General features: G+C 64.9%; 27 protein-coding genes and 2 pseudogenes. 16 read left to right on the top strand and 13 right to left on the bottom strand.

Translation table 11 applies throughout. The features are described 5' to 3' along the window. Window positions 1–21: 21 nt before the first annotated feature. The 4 genes from DTA15_RS33425 to DTA15_RS33410 form a co-directional block, all read right to left on the bottom strand. Entirely contained in the window at window positions 22–558 is a 537-nt protein-coding gene (locus tag DTA15_RS33425) for a hypothetical protein (RefSeq protein WP_006485413.1), read from the bottom strand. Continuing rightward, complete coding sequence (locus DTA15_RS33420; RefSeq protein ID WP_006485386.1) at window positions 539–727, bottom strand: hypothetical protein; 189 nt, start codon at window positions 725–727, stop codon at window positions 539–541. The genes DTA15_RS33425 and DTA15_RS33420 overlap by 20 nt, the downstream gene beginning before the upstream one ends. A 72-nt stretch (window positions 728–799) precedes the next feature. Further along, the gene (locus tag DTA15_RS33415) at window positions 800–1582 is read right to left on the bottom strand and encodes a hypothetical protein (protein ID WP_006485360.1); all 783 of its coding nucleotides are present in this window, start codon (window positions 1580–1582) and stop codon (window positions 800–802) included. Continuing rightward, the gene (locus DTA15_RS33410; RefSeq protein ID WP_012493766.1) at window positions 1579–1995 is read right to left on the bottom strand and encodes a helix-turn-helix domain-containing protein; all 417 of its coding nucleotides are present in this window, start codon (window positions 1993–1995) and stop codon (window positions 1579–1581) included. The genes DTA15_RS33415 and DTA15_RS33410 overlap by 4 nt, the downstream gene beginning before the upstream one ends. Before the next feature lie 127 nt (window positions 1996–2122). Here DTA15_RS33410 and DTA15_RS33405 point away from each other — a divergent pair, with 127 nt between their 5' ends. Continuing rightward, on the top strand, window positions 2123–2365 hold the full coding sequence (locus tag DTA15_RS33405) for a DNA-binding protein (RefSeq protein ID WP_006485399.1): 243 nt from the start codon (window positions 2123–2125) through the stop codon (window positions 2363–2365). A 48-nt stretch (window positions 2366–2413) separates the two neighbouring features. Here the strand turns inward: DTA15_RS33405 and DTA15_RS33400 are convergent, their stop codons facing one another. Beyond that, complete coding sequence (locus DTA15_RS33400) at window positions 2414–2650, bottom strand: hypothetical protein (RefSeq protein ID WP_012493768.1); 237 nt, start codon at window positions 2648–2650, stop codon at window positions 2414–2416. Between the two features lie 120 nt (window positions 2651–2770). On the opposite strand from DTA15_RS33400, the gene DTA15_RS33395 reads away from it, so the two are divergent. From DTA15_RS33395 to DTA15_RS33335, 13 genes are all read left to right on the top strand, one after another. Further along, window positions 2771–3250, top strand: coding sequence for a hypothetical protein (locus DTA15_RS33395; protein ID WP_012493770.1), 480 nt, complete (start codon window positions 2771–2773; stop codon window positions 3248–3250). Continuing rightward, a complete protein-coding gene (locus DTA15_RS33390) occupies window positions 3247–3549 on the top strand; it encodes a helix-turn-helix domain-containing protein (protein WP_006485394.1) in 303 nt (100 codons plus the stop codon). The genes DTA15_RS33395 and DTA15_RS33390 overlap by 4 nt, the downstream gene beginning before the upstream one ends. Before the next feature lie 10 nt (window positions 3550–3559). Then, entirely contained in the window at window positions 3560–3772 is a 213-nt protein-coding gene (locus tag DTA15_RS33385; RefSeq protein WP_012493771.1) for a hypothetical protein, read from the top strand. 10 nt (window positions 3773–3782) lie between these two features. Beyond that, window positions 3783–4736, top strand: coding sequence for a hypothetical protein (locus tag DTA15_RS33380; protein ID WP_006485380.1), 954 nt, complete (start codon window positions 3783–3785; stop codon window positions 4734–4736). 17 nt (window positions 4737–4753) lie between these two features. Then, the gene (locus DTA15_RS33375; protein ID WP_006485354.1) at window positions 4754–6553 is read left to right on the top strand and encodes a DDE-type integrase/transposase/recombinase; all 1800 of its coding nucleotides are present in this window, start codon (window positions 4754–4756) and stop codon (window positions 6551–6553) included. Beyond that, entirely contained in the window at window positions 6550–7764 is a 1215-nt protein-coding gene (locus DTA15_RS33370; RefSeq protein WP_006485392.1) for an AAA family ATPase, read from the top strand. The genes DTA15_RS33375 and DTA15_RS33370 overlap by 4 nt, the downstream gene beginning before the upstream one ends. A 1-nt stretch (window position 7765) precedes the next feature. Next, window positions 7766–8095, top strand: a complete 330-nt coding sequence (locus DTA15_RS33365; RefSeq protein WP_006485359.1) for a hypothetical protein — start codon at window positions 7766–7768, stop codon at window positions 8093–8095. 68 nt (window positions 8096–8163) lie between these two features. Then, a complete protein-coding gene (locus DTA15_RS33360; RefSeq protein ID WP_006485368.1) occupies window positions 8164–8553 on the top strand; it encodes a nucleoside triphosphate pyrophosphohydrolase family protein in 390 nt (129 codons plus the stop codon). 122 nt (window positions 8554–8675) lie between these two features. Further along, on the top strand, window positions 8676–9293 hold the full coding sequence (locus DTA15_RS33355) for a DUF3164 family protein (RefSeq protein WP_006485364.1): 618 nt from the start codon (window positions 8676–8678) through the stop codon (window positions 9291–9293). 63 nt (window positions 9294–9356) lie between these two features. Further along, window positions 9357–9629, top strand: coding sequence for an HU family DNA-binding protein (locus tag DTA15_RS33350; RefSeq protein ID WP_006485362.1), 273 nt, complete (start codon window positions 9357–9359; stop codon window positions 9627–9629). A 93-nt stretch (window positions 9630–9722) separates the two neighbouring features. Continuing rightward, window positions 9723–10064 carry a DUF2528 family protein gene (locus DTA15_RS33345; protein ID WP_012493773.1) on the top strand — a complete coding sequence of 114 codons (342 nt, stop codon included), beginning with the start codon at window positions 9723–9725 and terminating at the stop codon, window positions 10062–10064. Then, window positions 10048–10488: a gp16 family protein gene (locus DTA15_RS33340; RefSeq protein WP_006485388.1), complete on the top strand. Its 441-nt coding sequence runs from the start codon at window positions 10048–10050 to the stop codon at window positions 10486–10488. The genes DTA15_RS33345 and DTA15_RS33340 overlap by 17 nt, the downstream gene beginning before the upstream one ends. Beyond that, window positions 10485–10856, top strand: a complete 372-nt coding sequence (locus DTA15_RS33335; protein ID WP_006485401.1) for a Mor transcription activator family protein — start codon at window positions 10485–10487, stop codon at window positions 10854–10856. Before DTA15_RS33340 ends, DTA15_RS33335 begins: the two co-directional genes overlap by 4 nt. Window positions 10857–11212: 356 nt before the next feature. Here DTA15_RS33335 and DTA15_RS33330 read toward each other — a convergent pair. After that, window positions 11213–13372 (bottom strand): annotated as a pseudogene (locus DTA15_RS33330) (ATP-binding protein); the annotation flags it as partial. Window positions 13373–13770: 398 nt separating this feature from the next. Between DTA15_RS33330 and DTA15_RS33325 the strand changes: the two are divergent. After that, the gene (locus tag DTA15_RS33325; protein ID WP_006485986.1) at window positions 13771–14691 is read left to right on the top strand and encodes a helix-turn-helix domain-containing protein; all 921 of its coding nucleotides are present in this window, start codon (window positions 13771–13773) and stop codon (window positions 14689–14691) included. 24 nt (window positions 14692–14715) lie between these two features. Here DTA15_RS33325 and DTA15_RS33320 read toward each other — a convergent pair whose 3' ends face one another. Beyond that, complete coding sequence (locus DTA15_RS33320) at window positions 14716–15750, bottom strand: MBL fold metallo-hydrolase (RefSeq protein ID WP_006485987.1); 1035 nt, start codon at window positions 15748–15750, stop codon at window positions 14716–14718. Window positions 15751–15967: 217 nt separating this feature from the next. On the opposite strand from DTA15_RS33320, the gene DTA15_RS33315 reads away from it, so the two are divergent. Beyond that, complete coding sequence (locus DTA15_RS33315) at window positions 15968–16873, top strand: LysR family transcriptional regulator (RefSeq protein WP_006485988.1); 906 nt, start codon at window positions 15968–15970, stop codon at window positions 16871–16873. A 28-nt stretch (window positions 16874–16901) separates the two neighbouring features. Here the strand turns inward: DTA15_RS33315 and DTA15_RS33310 are convergent, their stop codons facing one another. The 6 genes and pseudogenes from DTA15_RS33310 to DTA15_RS33285 form a co-directional block, all read right to left on the bottom strand. Further along, complete coding sequence (locus DTA15_RS33310; protein WP_012493774.1) at window positions 16902–18359, bottom strand: alginate export family protein; 1458 nt, start codon at window positions 18357–18359, stop codon at window positions 16902–16904. A 14-nt stretch (window positions 18360–18373) separates the two neighbouring features. Beyond that, window positions 18374–19327 (bottom strand): VOC family protein, encoded by a 954-nt coding sequence (locus DTA15_RS33305; protein ID WP_006483423.1) that lies wholly within the window; start codon window positions 19325–19327, stop codon window positions 18374–18376. A gap of 165 nt (window positions 19328–19492) precedes the next feature. Next, window positions 19493–19774 (bottom strand): annotated as a pseudogene (locus DTA15_RS33300) (DoxX family protein); the annotation flags it as partial. Between the two features lies 1 nt (window position 19775). Continuing rightward, window positions 19776–21665: an amidohydrolase gene (locus DTA15_RS33295; RefSeq protein ID WP_012493776.1), complete on the bottom strand. Its 1890-nt coding sequence runs from the start codon at window positions 21663–21665 to the stop codon at window positions 19776–19778. Between the two features lie 19 nt (window positions 21666–21684). After that, window positions 21685–21852: a DUF1427 family protein gene (locus DTA15_RS33290; RefSeq protein WP_006484386.1), complete on the bottom strand. Its 168-nt coding sequence runs from the start codon at window positions 21850–21852 to the stop codon at window positions 21685–21687. Window positions 21853–22020: 168 nt separating this feature from the next. Next, complete coding sequence (locus tag DTA15_RS33285; RefSeq protein WP_006498490.1) at window positions 22021–22707, bottom strand: hydrolase; 687 nt, start codon at window positions 22705–22707, stop codon at window positions 22021–22023. Window positions 22708–22870: the final 163 nt, after the last annotated feature.

The raw sequence follows: 22870 nt of genomic DNA, 5'->3' as shown, positions 1-22870 counted from the left end.
CCGCCGACAGCAAGCCGAATTCTACGGCTTCGATGAGCGCAGCGCGTGCTCCTGAAAATCGAAGAGCTGGGAGAACATCCGCTGCCAGAAGCCGACCTTTGCGAGCTGATCGTCCGCGTATCCCATCGCCCGCATTTGCTCGTTGTGGCACATCACGTTGAGCACGTGTAGGACCGGCGGTTCCTCGGCCTCGATCGTCAGCCGTTCGCTGCGCACCGCCAGCAACACGCTTTCGTCCGGCACCGAAAGTGCCATGCGCTTTTCCAAGCCGATGAACTGGCGTGCGAAATCCGCATGCGCCCGCGCGCGCTGCGACGAACCCACGACCAGGTTGATCGCGGACAGCACCGTCACGAGCCCCGCAGCGACGAGCGCGACCGCCTTGTATTGCTGCTCAAGCACCCCGTAGACCGCCGTCGACCCGAAGATCACGGACAGCATGTTAGTCATCTGGTCGAGGCGATCGAAGAACGCGCGCCGGCGGTTGTGATACCGGATCGAGCGGCGAATGTCGAAGAGCTGGTTGTGCCACTGCAGGTCAAGATTGGTCGTTCCCATTGCTGTTATCCCGTGTCGGCAGCGGCGGAGGCGGCGGCAGCGTGTTGACCACTTCGAAACCCTTGTTGATATCGTTGTAGTCGCGCCGCTCACCGTAGTCGACGCTGTCACGCGTCGGCACGCCCTTGTTGGTGGAGTCGGAATTCGAATTGTTCTTCGGATTGGTCATTTTGCTGCCTGCCGTTACGGGAAGAAATTAATGCTCGTTCAAGCCTGCGCGACTGAATCGCCGGCCGGCTCGTCAGTGCTTGCGTCGTGCGCTGAGATCGCGCCATACACCGGGCTTGCCGTCCGACGTCACAACACACTCAATATCGGGCGCTTCGGAGTTGTCGATGATGCTGCCGACCGCGTACGTTTTCCCCGCATACTGGCAGCCGCCGAATGCTGCCTGGAGTTGGTCGATTGTTTGATGACTGGACCAGCCGTAGTAGCCGAGGATGACGCCGCCCAAGAGTGCCGCGAACAACGTGACTTTCAGCATCGTTCGGGTGGATGCGAGCCGCTCCTGGGTGAGCTGGAGTTGCGTCGTCAGGTCAGGGCGTGAGTCTTCGCAAACGTTGTCCCGAGCGGGCGTAGATTGGGCGGCGCTTGGTGCGGTGGACTTGATCGCTACGCGGTTCAGCCAGGACGTCAGGTATTGCTCGATATCGACGTATCTATCGCTGCGAATCCATTTGACCCGCTTGGCACCGGCGCGAGCCAATACGGCCCGGGAAATCTTGAGAACATCATTTCCCGTCGCGTCGGCGATCTGCCCGACCAGCTCCATGATCACACCCTTCTGATGGTTGGTCACGAACTCGACTTCTTCGGGCTCCTTCGGGCCGAACTGGAGGTTCACGACATTGCTGTTCGAGAACGGTACGCCGTGGTTGACGTTGACGATGTCGCGACCAGCAACGCTCCCGATTGAGCCGGCCCGGATATTCACCGAGCGATCAGCGATGTTTGCTTCACCGGCCTGTATGGCTTGCCCGACCGGCTTGTTGAACTCCTGTTTCCCGTTAGCGTCATTGGTCATTTTCTTTTCTTGCCTTTACCGAAAAAACTAATCCCCTGCTGATCGAGGTTTCCCTCGACCTTTACGGCCTGTCCTACGGATCCGTGAAAGACCTGCTCCTGGCGCGTCGTGCTTGCGGCCGCCAGCGCGCCAATCGCAGCGGCTTTCACCTCAAGCGACGCGGACCGGTACCGCGAAACGAGTTCTTGTTCATCGGGTGCCAACGCCATCGACGATCGTATCGCCCCGACGATGTACTGGACGTCCGCCCCGACACGCATGATTGCCGCGAGGTAGCTGGCGTCCGGCGAACGCTCGCCTTTCTCGTACTTGATCTGCGATTGCTTGGTCACCTCCGCCAGCGCCCCGAATGCCGTCTGGCTATACCCCAACCGCTCACGCTCCTCGCGCAGGCGCTCGCCTATTGAATCCATACGATTACCCAAATGGCGCTTGACAGGTAATCAAACGCATACCATACTTCATTCACACCGTCCCACCACGAACGGCAACCTAGTCGGCACTTTCCACGGTGCCGACAGCCCCTTAACAGGAGCTTCAATGAAACTGCGTACCGCCGCTGAAGCCCGCGCGGAGCTTCAATCGAAAGGTATCTCGATCACCCAGTGGGCGATCGCGAACAAATTCTCTCCCAATCTCGTATTCGAGGTTCTGGGCGGCCGGAAAAAATGTGTCCGCGGCCAGGCGCACGAAATCGCCGTCAAGCTGGGGCTCAAGGCTGGCGAAATCTGCGCCGACCCGGCAAAAGCGCTCGCATTGCCTCGACACCGCGTCGCAGCGTGAAAGACCTCATGCGCTGCAACTGTTTCGGCCACCACGTCGACAGCCCGGTCATCGGCGAGACCTCGCTTCGTCAAGCATCTGCACCATCTGCAGGACAACTTCGCCGCCCCGTGCCTGTATCGGATCGGGCAGTTGGCGACGAGCAGCGCCGAAACGACGCAGCGCCTGCGAAAAGCGTACGCCGTCGACGCAGCCCTGTTCCTCCAGGTGGCCGATAAGTCGAAGCATCGTCTGCCCGACAGCGTCCACACGTGCCGCTAACTCACTGAAATCCGAATCCGTCATGGAACATTTTCCCCGTAAGAGTAACCGCTTTTCATTCTACGAGTCGCAACGTTGTTGCATAGGCGCAAAACGGGAATTTGTTTGGAATCGGCCGGAAACCGTTTTGAATGGGGCTTCCCAATGAGCCGCCGCAATTGGAAACGTATTCAGCCGCATAGCCTTCGGCACGCGCTTGAACTCTGTAAAGAGCATGCGCGCGAGCGGCGCAATCTCAGCGTCGAACGCATCTCTGAACACATGGGGCTCGCCGATCACTGGACTCTCTACAAATGGTTCCAGTCAGGCCGTATGCCGATCTCTCTGATCCGGCCGTTCGAGGACGCGTGCGGTGCCGATTTCGTCACTCGCTGGGTGGCGGCAAGCGCCGGTCGGCTGATCATCGACATCCCGACCGGCCGCGACGCGACGGCCGAAGACATGCAGATCTTGCAACGCACGCTCAACGCCGCAGTCGGGCAATTGCTCGACTTCTACGCTGGCTCGGCCAATGCAGACGAAACGATCGCGACGATCCAGCAAGCAATGGAAGGGCTTGCATGGCATCGCGGCAACGTCGAGCGCCATGTACAGCCCGAACTCGACCTTGGAGCAGCCGAATGACCGCGAACGCAACCACGAAGTCCGCTGAGAAGGTCCTGGAGGTTCTCAACGTTCTGCTCGGTCATTTCGCGCATGGCCTGACGCCCGGCGAACTCACCAAGGCGACGAACCTCTCGCCGTCGAACATCACGCGGTATGTCGCGACGCTTGAGGCGATGGGGTTCGCGGAGCGTATTCCCGAAACGGGCCGCATCCGTCCATCCGTGAAGCTGGGGCGCCACGCCGTCGCCATCCTCCGTAGCCTCGACGCCGCCCGCGAGCGCCTCGACAGCATTCAAACCCGCCTGACGAATCAGTAAAGGAGCAACCGTGTCAGCCAATTTCACCACGTACACCGCTTGCGTGTACCCGCCTGGGGATTCCTTCAACCGCGTGGTAATCACCGGCCTGGAGTGCGCCGAGCACGAAGTCGCAGCAACCGCCAAAGAGTACGCAGAGAAATCGTTGCGCGCTCTCCAGGCGGTGCCCGCCGAGTCCTGGCGCGTTCAGATTCTGGACCGCGCCGAAGTAACCGATTTGTGAGAGCGAAATCATGACGAAAGGTCGAAAGCCGAGCAGCACCAACAACGTCGCGACGACCGTGACCGACGCCGATGTTCCGGGCATGCCCGCAATGGTCGACGCAGCGAATCAGCTCGCCGTGCTTGATCAAGAACGAGACTCGACAGTCCGAGCCGTCGCTACACAGCTCGGGTACCAGTTGCCGGCCGATTGCACCGACCCGGACCTGATTCAACGCGACATTGCGGCGAACATGCGTCGTAGTGTGGAAGCGTGCCTGGAGGTTGGTCGTGGCCTTCGAGTACTGAAGGAGGCATGTGAGCACGGCCAATTTGGTGCGCGTCTTGATGTTCTGGGGATTGAGCCGCGTGTAGCTCAACGGTTCATGGCGTCGGCGACCAAGTTTTCAAAAGCGGCGTTAACGCCGCTTTTGAAGGCGGCCGGAAATCAGACCAAGCTTTTTGAAATGCTGGTCCTCGACGACGAACAGATCGAAGAGCTGGAGCTGACCGGCCAAACCGGCGAGCTGAAGCTCGACGATATCGCCACCATGAGCGTGAAGGAACTGCGTGGTGCGCTTCGGGAAGCACGTGAACAAGCCGCCGCGCAAACGCGTCTGCTGTCCGACAAGAACGCGAAGATCGACGAGCTGGCCGCGAAGAAGACGCGCGTCAAGAAGGTCACGCCGGACGAAGAAGGAGCGGAAATCCGCAAGGAAACCAGCGCGATCGCCTTCGAGGCGGAGTCGGTTATTCGCGGCAACCTGCGTGCCGCCTTCGAAACCTTGGCGCAGCACGCCGAGACGCACGGCGCGCCGCACGACGACTTCATGGCTGGCGTCCTCGGGCAAATCCAGTTGTCGCTCAACCAGCTTCGAAGCGAGTTCGGCGTCAAGGCCGCTGCGGACGGAGACGACGTCCCGCAATGGCTGCGTGATACGTCGGCCGGGTCAGCGGATGCCGACTTCTCACGCGCCGCTAACTGATTCGGGGGCTCGCGACGATGAGTGCCGTCTTGAACGAACGCATTGTGGCTGTCGCCCAGGCAGCGCGCGCGGCCGGCCACGGCAAAAAAGGTGCGATCTACGACGCGGCCTGCCGCGAGCTGGGCCTGTCTTTCACCACCCTGATGCGCAAACTGAAGGAAGCCACCGTGACCACGCAACGCAAACGCCGTGTCGACGCCGGTCAAAGCTCGTTGACGCGCGACGAAGCGATGCTGATTTCAGCAACGCTCATGGAGTCGACGCGTAAGAACGGCAAGCGCCTGTATACGGTCGGTGACGCGGCGGAGATTTTGCGCGCGAATGGCATGATCCGGGCTGAATTTCTCGACGAGTCCACCGGCGAGCTGCGGCCGTTGTCCGATAGCGCGATTCAACGCGCGCTACGCATGTATGGCGTCCATCCCGACCAACTGCTCGCACCGGCCCCAGTGACTGAACTGGCAAGCCTGCATCCGAATCACGTGTGGCAGATCGACGCGAGCCTGTGCGTGCTGTACTACCTGAAGCCGGTAGCCGATGCCCGTGCGAACGGCCTGCGCGTGATGGATCACGCTGAGTTCTACAAGAACAAGCCAAAGAACCTCGCCCGGATCGCGGCCGATCGTGTGTGGAGCTACGAAATCTCCGACCACGCGAGCGACTGGATTTACACCGAGTACGTCATGGGTGCGGAATCGGGCGAGAACCTCTGCTCGACGCTCATCAACGCTATGCAGGAGCGCGGCGGGGCCGACCTGCTGCACGGTGTGCCACGCATTCTGATGCTCGACGCCGGATCGGCGAACACGGCGTCCATGACGCGCAACCTGTGCCGCTCGCTCGGAATCGAGCTGATTGTCCACAAGGTTGGCAACGCCCGTGCCACCGGACAGGTTGAGAACGCGCGGAACCTCATCGAGCGCAAGTTCGAACCGGGCCTCAAGTTTCAGCCGGTGAACAGCCTCGACGAGCTGAACGCGCTTGCGAAACGCTGGCGTATGCACTTCAACGCCACTGAAACGCACAGCCGGCATGGTGCGACGCGTAGTGAGGCATGGATGCGCATTACCGCCCAGCAACTCATCAAGGCGCCGTCGATCGATGTGTGCCGCGAATTGGCGGTTGCCTCGCCGGAAAGTCGGAAGGTCACGCCGAAGCTGCGCGTGTCGTTCCGTGGCGAGGAATACGACGTGTCGTCGGTGCCGGGCGTCATGGTCGGCGAGAAGCTGATGATCACGCGCAATCCGTGGCGTGACGATGCCGCCCAGGTGGTCCTGACTGGCGAGGACGGGCGCGAGACGTACTTCGTCGTTCCGCTCATCGTACGTGGCGATTTCGGCTATGCCGAGACTGCCGCAGTGATCGGCGAAAGCTACCGGCGGCACGCCGATACGCCAGCGCAGCATGCGCTTCGAGAGATCGAGCAGCTCGTGACAGGTACGTCGACTCCTGCCGACGCTGAAGCCGCTCGCAAGGGCAAGGCACTGCCGTTCGGCGGCCGTCTCGACCCGTACAAGCACCTCGACAAAGCCGATCTTCCGACGTACCTGCCGCGCCGCGGCACGGAACACGACCTCGTTGCGCCGCGCGTCGAACTCGCGCCGCTCTCGCTGATCGAGGCGGCAAAGCAGATCAAGGCCGCTGTCGAAGCTGCCGGCGTCGACTGGAGCGCGGACCGGTTCCGCTGGCTGCAACAGCGCTATCCGGACGGCGTACCGCAAGAGCAGCTCGACGCGATCGTCGCCGAGCTTACCGGCCCGCGAGCGGGTCAACAGCAACCGCTGCAGCTCGTTCGCGCAGCGGCAGGAGGTCAATGATGTTGGTCCTGAAAAGCGTTCTGCAACGCGCCTCTATCAAGCAGGCCGAACTTGCGGAACACCTGAATCTGTCGCAGGCGGCGGTCGCTCAGATCGTGAATCACGGCGTATGGCCGCGCAGCCTCGACGACCTCGACCTGCGGGAGCGAATTCTCGACTACCTGGAAAACAAAGGGGTGTCGGACGCAGGCCCAGGTGTTTTTGATGAAGTGCAAAAGGTGGGTGGCCCGACCGATGTCTTGGCGGATACGACGGGCCACCCGGTCTCCCAGCCGAACAGCAATACCGATCTCAACCAGGAGGAATCCATGTTACTGCGCAAACAGGTTCTCGCACCAGCCACCCGTAAGCACTTCGGCCTGTTCCGTGACCCGTTCGCGGATGACATCCAGTCGCACGAAGACATGTTCGTCAGCCCCGATATTCGCTACGTGCGCGAGGCAATGTTCCAGACTGCGAAGCATGGCGGGCTCCTGGCCGTCGTCGCGGAATCGGGCGGCGGCAAGACGACGCTGATGCGCGACCTCGAAGACCGCGTGATGCGCGAGAGTCATCCGATCATCGTCATCAAGCCGTACGTGCTGGCGATGGAGGACAACGACCAGAAAGGCAAGACGCTGAAGGCGACGCACATCGCGGAAGCAATCATGGCCGCCGTGGCCCCGCTGGAGAAGGTCAAGAGCAGCCCGGAAGCCCGCTTCGCGCAGCTCCACAAGGCCCTGAAGGAAAGCCACGCGGCGGGCTACCAGCATTGCCTCGTGATCGACGAAGCGCACGCGCTGCCGATCGCGACGCTCAAGCACCTGAAGCGCTTCTTCGAGTTGGAGATGGGATTTAAGAAGCTGCTGTCCATCATCCTGATCGGCCAGCCGGAGCTGAAGGTCAAGCTGTCCGAGCGCAACCAGGACGTCCGGGAAGTCGTGCAGCGATGCGAAATGGTCGAGCTGGCCCCGCTCGACGGCCCGCGCCTGGACGAATACCTCCGGTTCAAGTTCGGCCGTCTCGACAAGCCGGTCGGCGACGTGATCGACGCAAGCGGCGTCGACGCGCTGCGCACTCGGCTCACGATGACCAGCACGCGACGCGATCGTGCCGAAACGGTGTCGCTGCTGTACCCGCTCGCGGTCGGAAACCTCCTGACGGCCGCGATGAATCTCGCCGCGGGCCTGGGCGTGCCGGTCGTCACCGCCGACGTGATCAAGGGAGTCTGACATGGGCGCCATCGTGCAAATGAACCTGCCCGCACCGCGAAGTCTGCTGCCTGACGGCACGCGGGTTTTCGACGCGGAGTGCGTCTCGCGTCTCACGTTGCTGAACGCTTGCGCGCGGGCGCTGCGCGGCCTGGGCTACCGCGTGCTGGCCGAAGAGATCTCGCCGCGCGACGGCGGCCGGCCGACGATCCAGATCGGCCCGTACCTCGCGAAGTCGTCCGACGTGCTGCGCGAGCGTGCGGGCGGCGTCACTGTCCAGCGGCAAGGCAATCGTCAGTTTGCCTACGTCGTTTTCATGAGCGTCCGAGTGACATGGGAGGTAGCTGGATAAGTCGGTTTCTCGGATGGTTCCTGATTCAACGACTCATGCCTTACCCACCGATTTTCAAGGAGCACAACATGCAAGCGAGTAACGAACACCTTCTGCACGCAGCTCAGGCACTTACGGATTGCTGCTTCGGCGCATCGTTTCAGTCTGGGTGGTGGACGGACCTGAAGACCGGCACCGACCTGCGAGCCGCGAACAACGTACCAGAGAAGCTGATGTTGATCGTTTCCGAAGTCGCCGAGGCAATGGAAGGTCATCGAAAGGGTTTGATGGACGACAAGCTTCCCCATCGCCCGATGATCGAAGTCGAACTCGCGGACGCGGTGATTCGGATATTCGACCTGGCCGGCGCGAAGCAATACGACGTAGCTGGCGCGATCGTTGAGAAACTGGCCTTCAATGCGCAGCGTCCGGACCACAAGCCCGAAAACCGACTCGCTGAAGGCGGCAAAGCCTACTGATATGAGCGACGCCGTCGTTATCGCCATCGGAATCGTCTTTCTCGTCTGCCTCTGCCGCAAGGAAATACGCCGCTGGTGGACCCGCTAACGAGCTTTCAATACCTCATCGAGAGGAGCACCACATGGAACAGAAACAGATTCCGAACGGTTACTGGCAGGACGCGAAAGGCTGCCTGATTCCGGAAACCATGATCAAGCCGATCGACCGTGAGCGCGATCGCCTCGTTCGCGAGCTGGCGGACGAAGCCAAAACGAGATCGAAGGGGCTGGTCGAGCTGAAAGCCCGAATTTTCGGTGATATCTCGGCCTTCATCGACCTTTCGGCCGAGGAGTATGGCTCGAAGGTTGGCGGCAAGAAGGGCAACGTCACCCTGTACTCGTTCGACGGCCGCTACCGCATCCAGCGTGCCATCCAAGACCGCATCGCGTTCGATGAACGCTTGCAGGCCGCGAAGTCGATGATCGACGAGTGCCTTCGCGATTGGACGACGGACGCACGCCCCGAAATCCAGGCGATCGTCACGCAGGCGTTTGCGACCGACAAGGAAGGCCAGATCAACACCGGCCGCGTGCTCGCGCTGCGCCGATTGGACATCACCGATCCGCGCTGGCTGGAGGCAATGCGAGCCATCGGCGAAGCACTGCAGGTGATCGGTAGCAAGTCGTACGTCCGCGTCTACGAGCGCGTCGGCGACACGGACCAATACGTACAGATTCCGCTCGACATCGCCAACGCGTAACCGCGACATCGAGCACTTTCGCTGGCCGCGAGCGTCTCGCGGTATCCACCATACGGAGCATTTATGAACAAATCGGACCTGATCAATCACGTGGCGGCAGAAACGGGCATGACGAAAACCGACTCCGGCTTTGCGCTGGAAGCCGTTCTCGAAGGCATCACGAAGTCGCTGCGCAAGGGCGACACGGTGACGCTGACGGGATTCGGCGTATTCAGCGTGGGCGCGCGGGCCGCCCGTACCGGACGGAATCCCGCCACCGGCGAAGAAATCAAGATTCCAGCGTCGAAAGCCCCGAAGTTCAAGGCCGGCAAGGGGCTGAAGGACGCCGTCAAGTAATCGTCGAGCTGCGCGGCGACGCCCGATGCGATGGGCGTCGACCCGTGCGGCGATCGACCAGGACACGAAAGCAATCGCACTGCGAGGGACGACATGACGAACATAAAAAAATACGTGCTGACGCACGACTTCAGCTACGAAATCGTGGTGGATGTCGATCACAACATCCTGACCGAAGAGAAGCTCTGCGAGCTGGTTCGATTCTGGTCTGAGGGTGATGCAGACATCGAGCGGCACGGCCCGCTCCAGGCGTTTCTGAAGCTGTTTGCTGCGCGCTTCCTCGCGGCCACCGTTGAGGAGATTTCTCCGCAGGATGCGTTTAACGCCGGCCGCATCGAGGGGTTCCCGCCGGTAGATGGATCGAGCGGCCTGCGCGTCGTTGAATACGACGAATTTTCCTTCGAAGCGGACGACATCGATGTACTCGAAATCTGATCGCGGGCCTCAGGCTCGGCAAAAGCTCATCCGCCTGATTCACGTCGCAAAGCGTGATCTTGCGATGCCCGATGACAGCTACCGCGCTGTTCTGATGCAGATTGGAAAGAAGGAATCCGCGGCCGACCTGACCGTTCCAGAACTGGAAAGGGTTCTGGAACACCTGAAGCGTTGCGGCTTTAAAGTGCGTTCCAAAAAGGGCGCGCGCAGTCAGGCGGACGACGAGCAATCGAAGATGATTCGCGGCATCTGGCTTGAGCTGGCGGATCGGGGCGTCGTGCAAAACCGGTCTGAGGAAGCGCTTGGCGCTTTCGTAAAGCGCATGACGCACGTCGACGCGCTCGAATGGCTCAGTTCCGCCCAGGCATCCCGTGTGATTGAGCACCTCAAAAAATGGCGTGACAGGACGACGGAGGCCGTATGAAGGACGAAACGTTCAAAAGCAAAGGGCCGGAGCTTCTGGTCGACTTGTCTCTGCAGGTCGCCCAGGCACTGATCGAGCTGGCCGACATCGGCGCCGACCAGGCGAACCAGCTCGGGCGCGAGATTGCCGACCGCATGGCCGGCCACTGGGGCGGACAGAACATCTACTTTCCGATGGGTGTGTCGTACCGGCTGTCCCAGCGAGATCGGCAGATTTTCGACGAATTCCGCGGCGACAACCATGCCGAGCTGGCACGGAAGTTCGGCGTGTCACTCCAGTGGATTTACAAGATCATCAAGGCGGTCCGGCGCGAGGAGATCGCCGCTCGCCAACGCGACCTGTTCGCGAGCCCCACTTCTACCGATTGAGCCCGAGGAGGCTGCCTTGACAGGTAGGTAACCGCCCCTCAGACTTCTCCGCAGCCGTCGATGTAATGCCGCAGAATCGGTCCGCAGGGGTCGTCGTAGATCCCGCGTCCGCCAGTGGACAACGGTGTTGCCCCCACCACAAGGGCGGGGACAACCGCTACGCGGTTCCACCGTTGACCACTGTCTCCTCGCGAGCCTTGCCTTCGGCCTGACGCGGCCCTCGCGGGCCTTGCCCCAGAGAGATATATTTCTGTTTCAACCTACGCAAGTGGTTTGCAAGCGCCGTTCCGTGTGATCCCGTTCCGTCCCGCCTCATACCGGAAATATCGCGCGTTCTCCCTTGGAAATATCTCACCTCTCTTCACATGCTCGACCGCTTGCGCGGCGACGCGCATCGCGTGTTCCGGCTCGCCCTGCATCCAGAGCAGACGGATCAGCATCGTGCGCCCCAGCGTCGCCATGTCGACGCCCAGTGCGGCCTGCGCGCACGGCGGTTCGCCCGCGTCGGCCAGCTCGGCCGTCGCCGCTTCCAGCCGCTCGCGCGCCTGCGCATGCTCGCCGAAGTAATGCAGCGACGTCGCGACCATCGTGTTGGCCAGCAACCGCTGCGACCGGTCGCCGCGCCGCTCGGCCGCCCGCTCGAAGCGCGTCGCGTAGCGCAGCGATTCGTGAATGTCCGACAGCGTCAGCATCGTGTTCCACAGCCCGACCAGCGCGCGCGCGTCGAACGCATCGTCGCCGATGTGCGTGGCGAGACCGAGCGTACGGTCCCACATCGCGGCGGCGGCCAGTGCGTCGCCGTCGGTATGCAGCAGCGCCGACGCGCAGGCCGCCCGCAGCCGCATCTCGCGCGCGACGTCGACCGGGCCCGTGGCGTCCGTGTCCAGCCCGTCGAGTACCTGGCGCGCCCGCGCCGTGCACGCGCGCATCCGCGACGGCTCCAGCAGCGCGCGCGCCAGCCGGTCGGGCTCGGGCACGCCCGCGGCTTCGGCGGCGTCCGCCGGTTCGTCCACGGCCGGCGCGGGCGCATCGGCGGGCTGCACGTCGGCGAGCATCACGGGCGCCGCGGGACGCGCATGGGCCCGTTCCCGCTCGTACTCCGCATGGCGCGCGACGATGCGCTCGAACTCGCCCTCGTTGTGCAGTTTTTCCAGCGCGTACGCGCGCGTCGATTCGGTCAGCCGGTAGCGCGCATATGCCCCATCGAATTCGACGGTCACCAGCGATTTCGCCACCAGCTCGCCAAGCACCGCGATCATGTCCGCGGCCGAGGTGCCGGGCTCGGTCGCGACCGCGCGCGCGGCATCGAACGAAAACGGCCCGATGAAGCATCCCATCCGGCGAAACAGCGCGCGCGCGGCCCGGTCGAGCAGCACATAGCTCCAGTCGAACGTCGCGCGCAGCGTCTGATGACGCGGCAGCGCCGAGCGCAGCCCGCCCGTCAGCAGATTCAGCCGGTCGTCGAGGCGCGACGCGACGACCGCAAGCCCGAGCGTCGCCACGCGCGCCGCCGCCAGTTCGATCGCGAGCGGCAGCCCGTCGAGGCGCCGGCAGATGTCGCCGATCAGCCGCACGCCGGCTTCGTCGACCGCGCAATCCGGCGCGGCCGCGCGCACGCGTTCCAGGAACAGCTCGACGGCCGAACAACGCACGATTTCCGCGGCGGAGGCATTGCCGTCCGGCACCGCGAGCGGGCTCATGCGCAGCACCGCTTCGGCCGAGATGTGCAGCGGCTCGCGGCTCGTCACGAGCACGCGCAGCGAGCCGGCGCTCGACGTCAGTGTTTCGACGAGGCTCGCCACCAGATCGACGATGTGCTCCGCGTTGTCGAGCACGAGCAGGCAGCGCGACGTCGCGAACGCGTCGCCGATGCGGTCGATGGCGGGCACGCCGGACGTATCGAGGCCGAGTTCGGCGGCGAGCGCGATCAGCATGTCGTCGCGCGTCGACGCGCGCGCCAGTTCCACGAACAGCACGCGCTCGTGCGCGCGGCTGCGCACGCCGTGCGCGACGCGCACCGCAAGACTCGTCTTGCCGATGCCGCCCGCGCCGACGAGCGTGATGACCGGCGTGCGTTCGAGCATGTCGACGATCTGCGCGATTTCGGCGTCGCGCCCGACCAGCGGCGCGAGCAGCGACGACGCGCAGGCATCCGGCAGCGCCGCGACGGCCGACGGTACGGAGACGGCCGGCGCTTCGGCCGCGGGCACGAGATCCGGGCCGGGCGACGCGCTCGCAACCAGCAGGTAGCCGCGCCCGGGCACCGTCTTGATCAGATCGCGGCTCGCGCCGAGCGCCTTGCGCAGCGTGGCCACATGCACCTGAAGCCGGTTTTCCTCGACGATCAGGCCCGGCCAGACCGCATCCATGATGTCGTCTTTCGACACGACCGAACCGCTCGCGCGGTGCAGGACTTCGAGAATGTCGAGCGCACGCGCGCCGATGCGCAGCGACGCGCCGTGGCGGCGAATGTCGCGTTGCTCGAAGTCCACCGACAAAGTTCCGATCTGGATCATGGCCGCCTCCGGGTTCCTCGGGATGGCTGGCGAATGAACGCGGCAGTTCACCCGTCAGGAAGTCCGCGTCCGGCGCACCCTTGCACCGGACGAAAATGTCGAATTCCGGACCGAGTGTAAACGGGCATGCCGTGAAAATCTTGAAGGAAAATGCGCTGCCAGCGCATTTCGCGCGGACGCGATCGGCACGATCACTTGCGTGTAAAAGTAGGGCGCTATACTCTGCCGGGCCGCGCGCGCAGGCCCTGCGCGGGGGTATGCACTCACCGCGCACACGCATTGAAAGCAATCTGTCAGGATGACGAGCGGACGTTTATGCAAATTCATTTTGAACGTTCGCGCGCGCATCTAAACTGGACTCGTCATTTCACGCTCCGAGTCCCTCGCTGGGGAATTCCATGTCAGACACCGTCATCGCCGCGCCGGTGGCAACGCCTTCGCGGCGGCCGAAAGACACGCTCGGCTGCGTGTCGAGCCTGCTGGCGAAGGATGTCGAGACGACATCCGGCGGCCTGAAGCTCCACCGCAAATGCATGCGCGAAGCGCACGTCGAACGCATCGAGATGCCCGCGTGCGACCGCGGCTTCCTGGTCGGCGTGTCGCTGAACGGCGGCCACCGCCGCACGCTCTACGGGCGTGCCGGCGCGAGCGAGCGCCGGTTCCAGCACCACTCGATCTACATTCGCGATTTTTCCCGTCATTTCCACGCCGACCTGTACGGCAACTTCGACTTCGTGCTGGTCGAGCTGCCGCATGCGTATCTGGCGCGCATCGGCCCCGAGCACGGCGGCAGCCCGGTCGACGGCCTCACGTGCCGCGTCGATGCGCGCGACCCGGTGCTCGGGCATCTCGCGCACGCGGTGGCCGACAGCCTCGACACACCCGGCCCGCTGAACGCGCTGTTCATCGAACAGGTCGGGCTCGCGATGGGCGCGCATCTCGTGCGCCGCTACGGCAACGCGCGCACGCGCGAACTCGAGCACAAGGGCGTGCTGTCTCCCGCGAAGGTCGCGCTCGCCAAGGAGCTGTTGATGGAAAAGGCGGACCTCGGCGTGTCGATCGAGGAAGTGGCGAACGAATGCGACCTGTCGCGCGGGTATTTCATCCGCGCGTTCTCGCGCACCACCGGCCGCACGCCGCACCAGTGGCTGCTCGAACAGCGCGTGATGCGCGCTCGCGAGCTGATCGAGACCTCCGACATGACGCTGGCCGACATCGCGGTCGCGTGCGGCTTCGCCGACCAGAGCCATCTGAACCGCCTGTTCGCCCGGATCGTCGGTCATCCGCCCGGCGCGTGGCGGCGCGCACGGTCGCGCTGACCGGCATGGGCGCACGCCTGGCCGTCACCGCACCGGTGTCGCGTCATAGTTGACCGGCACCCAGTCGTACTGCGCACCGTCGCGGCGCAAATGCCCGAGCCCGGGAAACGCGATATGCGCGGCACCGACGAGATAGCGTCGAGCCGCGACGCGCTTCAGCGTGTCGCGCCGCGTGCGGCGGGCCGTGCCGGCATCGCTGTCGTACTGGACCGTCGCGTCGACGTCGCGCAACTGGATCGCCGCCACGTGCACGATGTCGCCCCACGCGAGCAGGCCCGCGTTCCCGCTCTCGATCAGATAGGCCGTATGGCCCGGCGTATGGCCGGGCATCGGCACCGCGCGAATGCCGGGCGCGAGCGTCGCATCGCCGCGAAACGTCTTGAAGCGGCCGGCCGCGACGTAAGGCGCGACCGCCGCGGCGGCCGCATCGAAGAACGACGCGAGGAACGCCGGCGCGTGCGCCTTGTTGGCCGGATCGAGCCAGTACGCGGCCTCGACCGCGTTCACCCGCACGACGGCATTCGGAAACGTCATCGCGCCATTCGACGCAATGCCGCCGACATGGTCCTTGTGCAGGTGCGTGAGCAGCACTTCGTCGATCTGCGCGGGCGCGTAGCCGGCCGCGCGCAGGTCGTCGAGCAGCTTGCCGCAGCAGTCGCCGTACAGCGCGCCGGCGCCCGCATCGACGAGAATCCGCTTCGATCCGGTATCGACCAGGAACGCGTTGATCGACCCTTGCACGGGCGGCTCCAGGAAGGCGCGATCGAGATCGCGCCGGATCTCGTCCTTCGAGATGTCGCGGAACACCGTGTCGACCGGAAACGGATGAGTGCCGTCGGACAGCGCGATCACCGTGAAGTCGCCGATCTTCTGCCGATAGAAGCCGGGGGGCTGCCGGCCCGCGGCGGGCACGGGAGCGTCGGGCGGCACACCGGACGCCGCGTCGGACGGCACGCCGGCTTGCGCAAATGCCGCAGGCGCCAACAGGCCCGCGCACCCGGCCACGATCAGCAAACGCGCCGCCTGCGCGACGCACGCGTGCCGGAACAGGGTCTTCATGTCTTCTCCGTGACGAACCGTACGCGCGCCCGGCCACGAATGGAACGGCCCGCGCGACACGCGATGTCGCGCAGCTTATCGGGCGCCATGGCGAAAATCCTGAGCGCTGCCTGAATTGTCCTGAAGACGCAGCGCACGCACGGGGCTGCCGCGCGACCCGGCGCTAGAATGCGATCCGCATGCAATGCGACGTTGCAACCCGCCCAAGGACGACCCCATGGACAAATTCTCCGCGCTGCGCGCCTTCGTCGAAGTCGCGGAAGCCGGCGGCTTCTCGAGCGCGGGGCGCCGGCTCGATCTCGCCGCTTCGTCGGTCGTGCGCGCGGTAGACGCGCTCGAAGCGTCGCTCGGCACCGTGCTGCTGAATCGCACGACGCGGCAGGTCACGCTGTCCGATGCGGGCGCCGTCTACTATGCGCGAGCGAAACGCGTGCTCGGCGAACTCGCCGATGCCGACGCGCTGGTGGCCGACCGCGGCGACGCGCCGTCCGGCCCGCTGCGCGTGTCGGTCCCGGTCGCCTACGGGCTGCGCCGCCTCGCGCCGCACGTCGCCGCGTTCGTCGCCCGCCATCCGAAGCTCGACCTCGACCTGCAACTCACCGACGAACGCGTCGATCTCGTATCCGCGCGAATCGACGTCGCGATCCGGCTCGGTGACGCCGCGCCGACCGCGGAAGTCGTCGCGCGCCCGCTCGGCACGTTCCGGCGCTACGTGGTCGCGAGCCGCGCCTACCTCGACGCGCACGGCACGCCCGCGACGCCGGCCGAACTGGTCGATCACGCATGCCTGCGCTTTCATTTCGGCGTCGACCAGCAGACGTGGACGTTCGTGGGCGCGCCACGCACGACGCAGGTCGTCGTCACCGGGCGGCTGAAATCGAACCACAGCGAAGTGCTGCGCGAGGCCGCGCTCGACGGCGCCGGCATCGCGCTGCTGCCCGACTGGCTGGTCGATACGGACCTCGAAGCCGGCCGCCTGCAACGGCTGTTCGATCAATACGACGTGACGCCGGGCTCGGCGCGCGCGGTGATCACCGCGCTGTACCTGCCGAACCAGCGCGGCTCGAAGCGCGTGACCGCGTTCATCGATTTCGTCGAATCGCTCGCTCGCGCGCAGCCCTGAGACGGGCGGCACGGAGCGATGCCATGCGTCACCAGCCGAACTTCGCTTCCATCCCGACGTAGTCGGCGTTGCGCGCGCCGAGTGCGCGAATCGACGAGCCGAGCTGGAAGTGCACGGCCTCCAGCGCGAGCGCGACGTTCGCGTTCACGAGCCAGTCGACGCGCGCCTGCGCGTACATCCCCGTCCATGCGCCGCCCTTGCCCGCCGTGCCCGGCACCGCCGACATCCCCTGCCCGTAGATCGCGTCGGCCGTCGTCTGCCGCCACTGGAAGCCGACGGCGGTGAGCACCGTCACCGAGCTGGCCGGCTTGAAGGTCAGCGACGGCTTCACGTGGATCAGGTTGCTGTACCCGGTATAGCCGGCGAGCGTGAAGTAATAGCCGTTCGGAAACATCGGGTTGAACGTGCCGACGCGCCGGTCGCCCGGATGCGCGTCGCCCGATGCACCGTCGACCTGGATGCCGATGCGCGGCGTGCCGGCCGTCTTCGCGAACGTGTAGCCGCCCAGCGCGCCGAACGCCCACGCGCCGACCGTGTCCTGTCCGACGTGGCCCGTCTGCAGCATCGCCTCGACGTCCCAGTCGAGCCCGTCGGCCTTGCCCGCGTAACGCATGTCGAACACGTCGCGCCGTTCGGTGCCGGACGCATCCGGATAGCGCGCGTTGTCGCGCGTGTAGCGCGACCAGTACGCGGACAGATCGCCGGGCCCCGTGCCGGTGCGCTCGACGCGCACGCCGTCGAATCGCAGGTGGCGGTTCGACACGTCGTCGAACGCGGCCGCATTGCGATACTGCACCGGGCGCGTCACGTAGCCGATCAGCCGCCATTTGCCGATTTCGTAATCGGTCCACAGCCCGTCGAATGCCTGCCGCACGTTCGGGCCGTCGCGCACCGACACGAAGCGCTGCAAGTCGAACGCCATCTCCTGCCGGCCGATCCGCGTCTTGAACGTGCCCGGCCCCAGTCGATCGACGTACGCGACGAACGCCTGCTCGAGGTCGAGCTGATCCTTGTCGACCGGGCCGACCGTGTCCTTGCCGAACGGCCGCGCATCGACGAACTGCACGAACGCCTGGAAGTGCCCGCGATAGCGCAGGTCCGCGTGCACGTTCGCGCGCTGGATCACGTAATTGTCGTCGTGCGCGGCGCCGAGGCCGAACAGCGGCGCGTTGTTCAGTTCGAAGCGCTCGCGCAGGTTCGCGCCGAGCGACAGGTAGGTCGACGGATCGTCGCCGAGCGGCACGTATTTCAGCGCGTCGAACGGCTTGCGCGGCACGCACGGATTCGCGAGCACCGACCAGTCCTCCTGCCAGCGGTTGAACAGCACCGTCGGGCGTTTCGCGGTGCACGACGCCGCGGCGGCAGCCGGCGACGCGGCCGCGCCGCCCGCCGCCTCGGCATCGGCGCCGACGGCCGAACCCGCATGCAACGCGGCGCCGCCCGCCAGCACGACGCACGGCAGCGCGCCGCGCCACGATCGCTTCATCGGCCGGCGCACCGTCATTTCGACCGCGCGTGGATTTCGGCGACGTAGCCGCCCGGGAACTGCACGAGCGCCGCGTCGCGGCCGTCCGATTTGAACGGCGGCACCAGCACCGTCACGCCCGCGGCTTCGGCCTGCTTCAGCGTCGCGGCGAGATCGGCCACTTCGTAGCCCGTCATTTCACGCCCGAACGGGTACGGCAGGTGACCGTCGGTCGCGAGCACGGTCATCTTGCCGAAGCCCGATTCGATGCGAATGCGGCGGTACGTATCGTTCGGCCGGCCGATCTCGATGCCCGGCGCATGGCGCACGTCCGACACGATCTTGCCGTGCGAGAACGCGGCGAAGTTGCGTGCGAGCTTGCTCGCGCTTTCCGGCGACACGTACACGCGATTCTCCGGCACCGTCTGCAGCGCGTCGTAGTTCGGCGCCTGCGTATGCCAGTACAGCTGCATGTTCACGCCGCCCGGCCAGCGAACGATCGCGTCGCGTCCGATCGGGTCGGGAAACGTCGATACGACGATGTCCGCGCCATGCGCGCGCGCCGACTTCACCGCGACGTCCATGTCGGTGACGAGATAGCCGGTGCGTTCCTCGCAGAACGGGTACGGGATCGGCGTCTTGAAGCCGAACACCGAGATCGTGCCGACCGGCGTCAGCACGAGCTGCGACATCGTCTGGCTCGGCGTCGGCGTGACCTGGAACACGCCCTGCTTCGACTTCTTGCCGCCGAAGGTCGCGACGAAGCTGTCGGTGAAGCGGTCGAAGTCTTCGGGGGCGACGCACACGTGCGTCGTGTCGTACTGCGGGCCGACCGCAATGGCTGGCGACCGCGCCGCGGCGGCCGGCGATGCGATGTCGTCGAGGTGGGTTTCGTCGGCGAGCGCCGGCGCGCCGGCCAGCAGCGCGACGAGCACGGCCGACGATGCGGCGGTCATGCGCAGCATGTCGCGCAGGTTCAATGAATTCATCGGTTTTCTCCTTGATGGTGATGCGCGCGGCTCGGCGCCGCGCGCGGATTCGGATTCAGCGGGATACAGGCCACTCGTCCGGGCGGCCCGGACGCGCACCGCGCGCGGGAGACGGCGCAGACTCGTCGTTTCGACACGGTCGTCGCAACGTCACCGAATGGCGGGAACGCTGCCAGCCCGGTCTCGCCTATCGTTGCGCACGGTGACGAGGACGAGCCCGCCGATCTCGACCACGATCGCCAGCGCCGCCCACAGCGCGGCCGGCTGCAGGCCGAAATGCGCCTGCTCCGCCACCGCGCCGTGAAAATCCAGCGCCTTCGCGACGCCGCCGATCAGATACGCGGACACCAGCGCGAGCCGCGCGAGCGGCAGCACCCCCGGCTGCGCGAGCAGCGCGCGGACCCACGCCGGATTGCCGGCGCCGCCGCGGTGGGTCGGGGCCGCCATGTCAGACCGCCCAGCACGAACAGCCGAACGCACCCCAGAAGCCCTTCGCGTCGGACGTCGGCAACGCGTTTGCCCATGCGTCCGCGTGCGCATGCTGGTGAACGTTGCATTCGTTCGCGCAGCCGCACATCGCGGCGGCGGCCGCGCGTTGCAACGGTGCGCCGTTGCGCTGCGTCGCGCCCCAGCCGCCATAGCCCCCGAACTCGCGAACGGGCGACCAGTCCGGCATCGCCGGCGGGATCGGCGCGTCGTGCGACGCGAACGGCCCCGCGCCCCATACGATCTTCCCGTCGACCACCGTCAGCAACGCGGTCGTGCCGGCGATATCGTCCTCCGCGCACGCGAAGAAATCGCGGTCCGGGACGATCAGGTCGGCCAGTTGCCCGACCGCGATGCGCCCTTTCTTGCCCTCCTCGTTCGAGAACCACGTCACGTACTCGGTCCACATCCGCAGCGCGGTTTCGCGATCGAGCAGGTTGCGCTGCGGATACATTCTGAGGCCACCGACCGTCTTGCCCGTCACGAGCCATGCAAGCGACACCCACGGGTTGTACGACGCGACGCGTGTCGCGTCCGTGCCGGCCGACACCTTGAGCCCCTTGGCGAGCATCTTCGCGACAGGCGGCGTCGCCTCCGCGGCTTGCGCGCCGTAGCGCTCGACGAAGTATTCGCCCTGGTACGCCATCCGGTGCTGCACCGCGATACCGCCGCCGAGCGCGGCGATCCGGTCCATCGATTGCTCGGTGATCGTTTCTGCGTGATCGAAGAACCAGTTCAGCCCTTCGAGCGGGATGTCTTCGTTGACCTTCTCGAACACGTCGAGCGCGCGGCTGATCGTTTCGTCATAGGTCGCGTGCATGCGCCACGGCCAACGGTTTTCCGCCAGCACGCGCACGACACCTTCGAGGTCATCCTCCATCTGCGCGGGCAGATCCGGCCGCGCCACGCGGAAGTCTTCGAAGTCGGCCGCGGAAAACGCCAGCATCTCGCCCGCGCCGTTATTGCGGAAGTAGTCGGTGCCGTCGTGGTACTTGACGCTCTTCGTCCAGTTCACGAAGTCTTCCTTCTCCGCGTTCGGCTTCTGCGTGAACAGGTTGTACGCGATCCGGATCGTCATCTCGCCCGTGTCGTGCAGCTTGCGGATCACTTCGTAATCGTCGGGATAATTCTGCGACCCGCCGCCCGCGTCGATCACACCCGTCACGCCCAACCGGTTCAGCTCGCGCATGAAGTGGCGCGTCGAATTGTATTGATACTCGAACGGCAGCTTCGGGCCTTTCGCGAGTGTCGCGTAGAGGATCGTCGCGTTCGGGTTCGCGAGCAGCAGGCCGGTGGGATTGCCTGCGGCATCGCGCAGGATCGTGCCGCCCGGCGGCTCCGGCGTGTCCTTCGTGTAGCCGACCACCCGCAGCGCCGCCGCATTCAGCAACGCGCGATCGTACAAATGCAGGATGAACACGGGCGTATCGGGCGCGACTGCATTGAGTTCGGCGATCGTCGGCAGCCGTTTCTCGACGAACTGATGTTCGGTGAAGCCGCCGACCACGCGCACCCACTGCGGCGCCGGCGTGATCGCGACCTGCTGCTTGAGCATCTCCATCGCGATCGCGAGCGACGGCACGCCGTCCCAGCGCAGTTCCATGTTGTAGTTCAGTCCGCCACGAATCACGTGGCAGTGGTTGTCGATCAGACCCGGCAGCACGCCGCGGCCGCCGAGATCGACGACCTTTGTCGCGCGGCCCGCGAGCGGCATCACGTCCGCTTCGCTGCCGACGGCAACGAATCGTCCGGCGGCAATCGCGACCGCCGTCGCGACGGGGTTCGTGCGATCGAGCGTCGTGAATCGTCCGTTATGCAGGATCAGATCCGGTTGGGTCACGGTTGCGGTCATATGCATCATCTCTTGTTGATCAGAAGCCAAAGAGTTGTTTCACGGGGGGTAAGGCTTGTACGCCGATCAGCATGCCGAGCAGCCCGACCAGCGCAATCAGCGGCGGTGCGGGAGAGCGAACCTTGATGGCGCTGTAAATCACACCGATCAGCACACCCGCGCCAAGGGAAACCAGATAAGGTTCCATGCAATAAATCTCCCGGACAATTTCAAATGCAGGGGCTGTATTTCGACCCGCATGCCGCGGGCGGCATTCGTGTTTCGGTCACGTCCGCCGCCCGCGGCAATGGAGCCCATGCGACGCGTTCACATCGAACCCGCCGCACCGGCATCAGCGGTCGCCGGTCGTCCGCGCTTACTTCGCCGGAACGGCCGGAATCGACTCGTGCGGCGTCGCGGTGCGTTGCGGCGCCTTGTGGAGCATCGTGTACGCGTAGTCCACACCCATCCCGTATGCGCCCGAATGCTCCTTCGCGATCGCCATCACCGCGTCATACGTCTCGCGGTGCGCCCAGTCGCGCTGCCACTCGAGCAGGACCTGCTGCCACGTGACCGGCACCACGCCGGCCTGCACCATGCGCTGCATCGCGAAATCGTGCGCGGCCTGCGTCGTGCCGCCCGATGCGTCGGCGACCATGTAGATTTCGTAGTCGCCTTCGAGCATCGCGCAGAGCGCGAACGTCGTATTGCAGACTTCGGTCCACAGACCCGACACGACCACCTTCTTGCGGCCGTTCGCGGCCAGCGCGTCGCGCACCTTCTGGTCGTCCCACGAGTTCATCGACGTGCGTTCGAGCGTCTTCTGGTTCGGGAACACGTCGAGCAGCTCGGGATAGGTGTGGCCCGAGAAGCTCTCGCTTTCGACCGTCGTGATCGTGGTGGGGATGTTGAAGACCTTCGCGGCCTTCGCGAGCCCGACGACGTTGTTCTTCAGCGTCTGACGATCGATCGACTGCACGCCGAACGCCATCTGCGGCTGCTGGTCGATGAAGATCAGCTGGCTGTTGTGCGGAGTAAGTACTTCAAGCTTCGGATTGCTCATGGTGGTGATGTCCTTTGACGCGGAGAAAAATGAGGCTTGCCCGGCCGACGCATCCGCGAGGCATCCAATGCGCCATGTCGGAAGCGTCGGCAGTCGGCCTGCGTCATTCAATACGCGAAATTTCGACCGCACCAGTTAATTGTTCTGATTCTCACCGCGCTCT

It is taken from the genome of Burkholderia cenocepacia (assembly GCF_900446215.1).
GTDB classification, from domain to species: Bacteria; Pseudomonadota; Gammaproteobacteria; order Burkholderiales; family Burkholderiaceae; genus Burkholderia; species Burkholderia cenocepacia.
The sequence above is the reverse complement of the archived record's forward strand: the minus strand, read 5'-3'. Positions and strand labels throughout refer to the sequence as shown.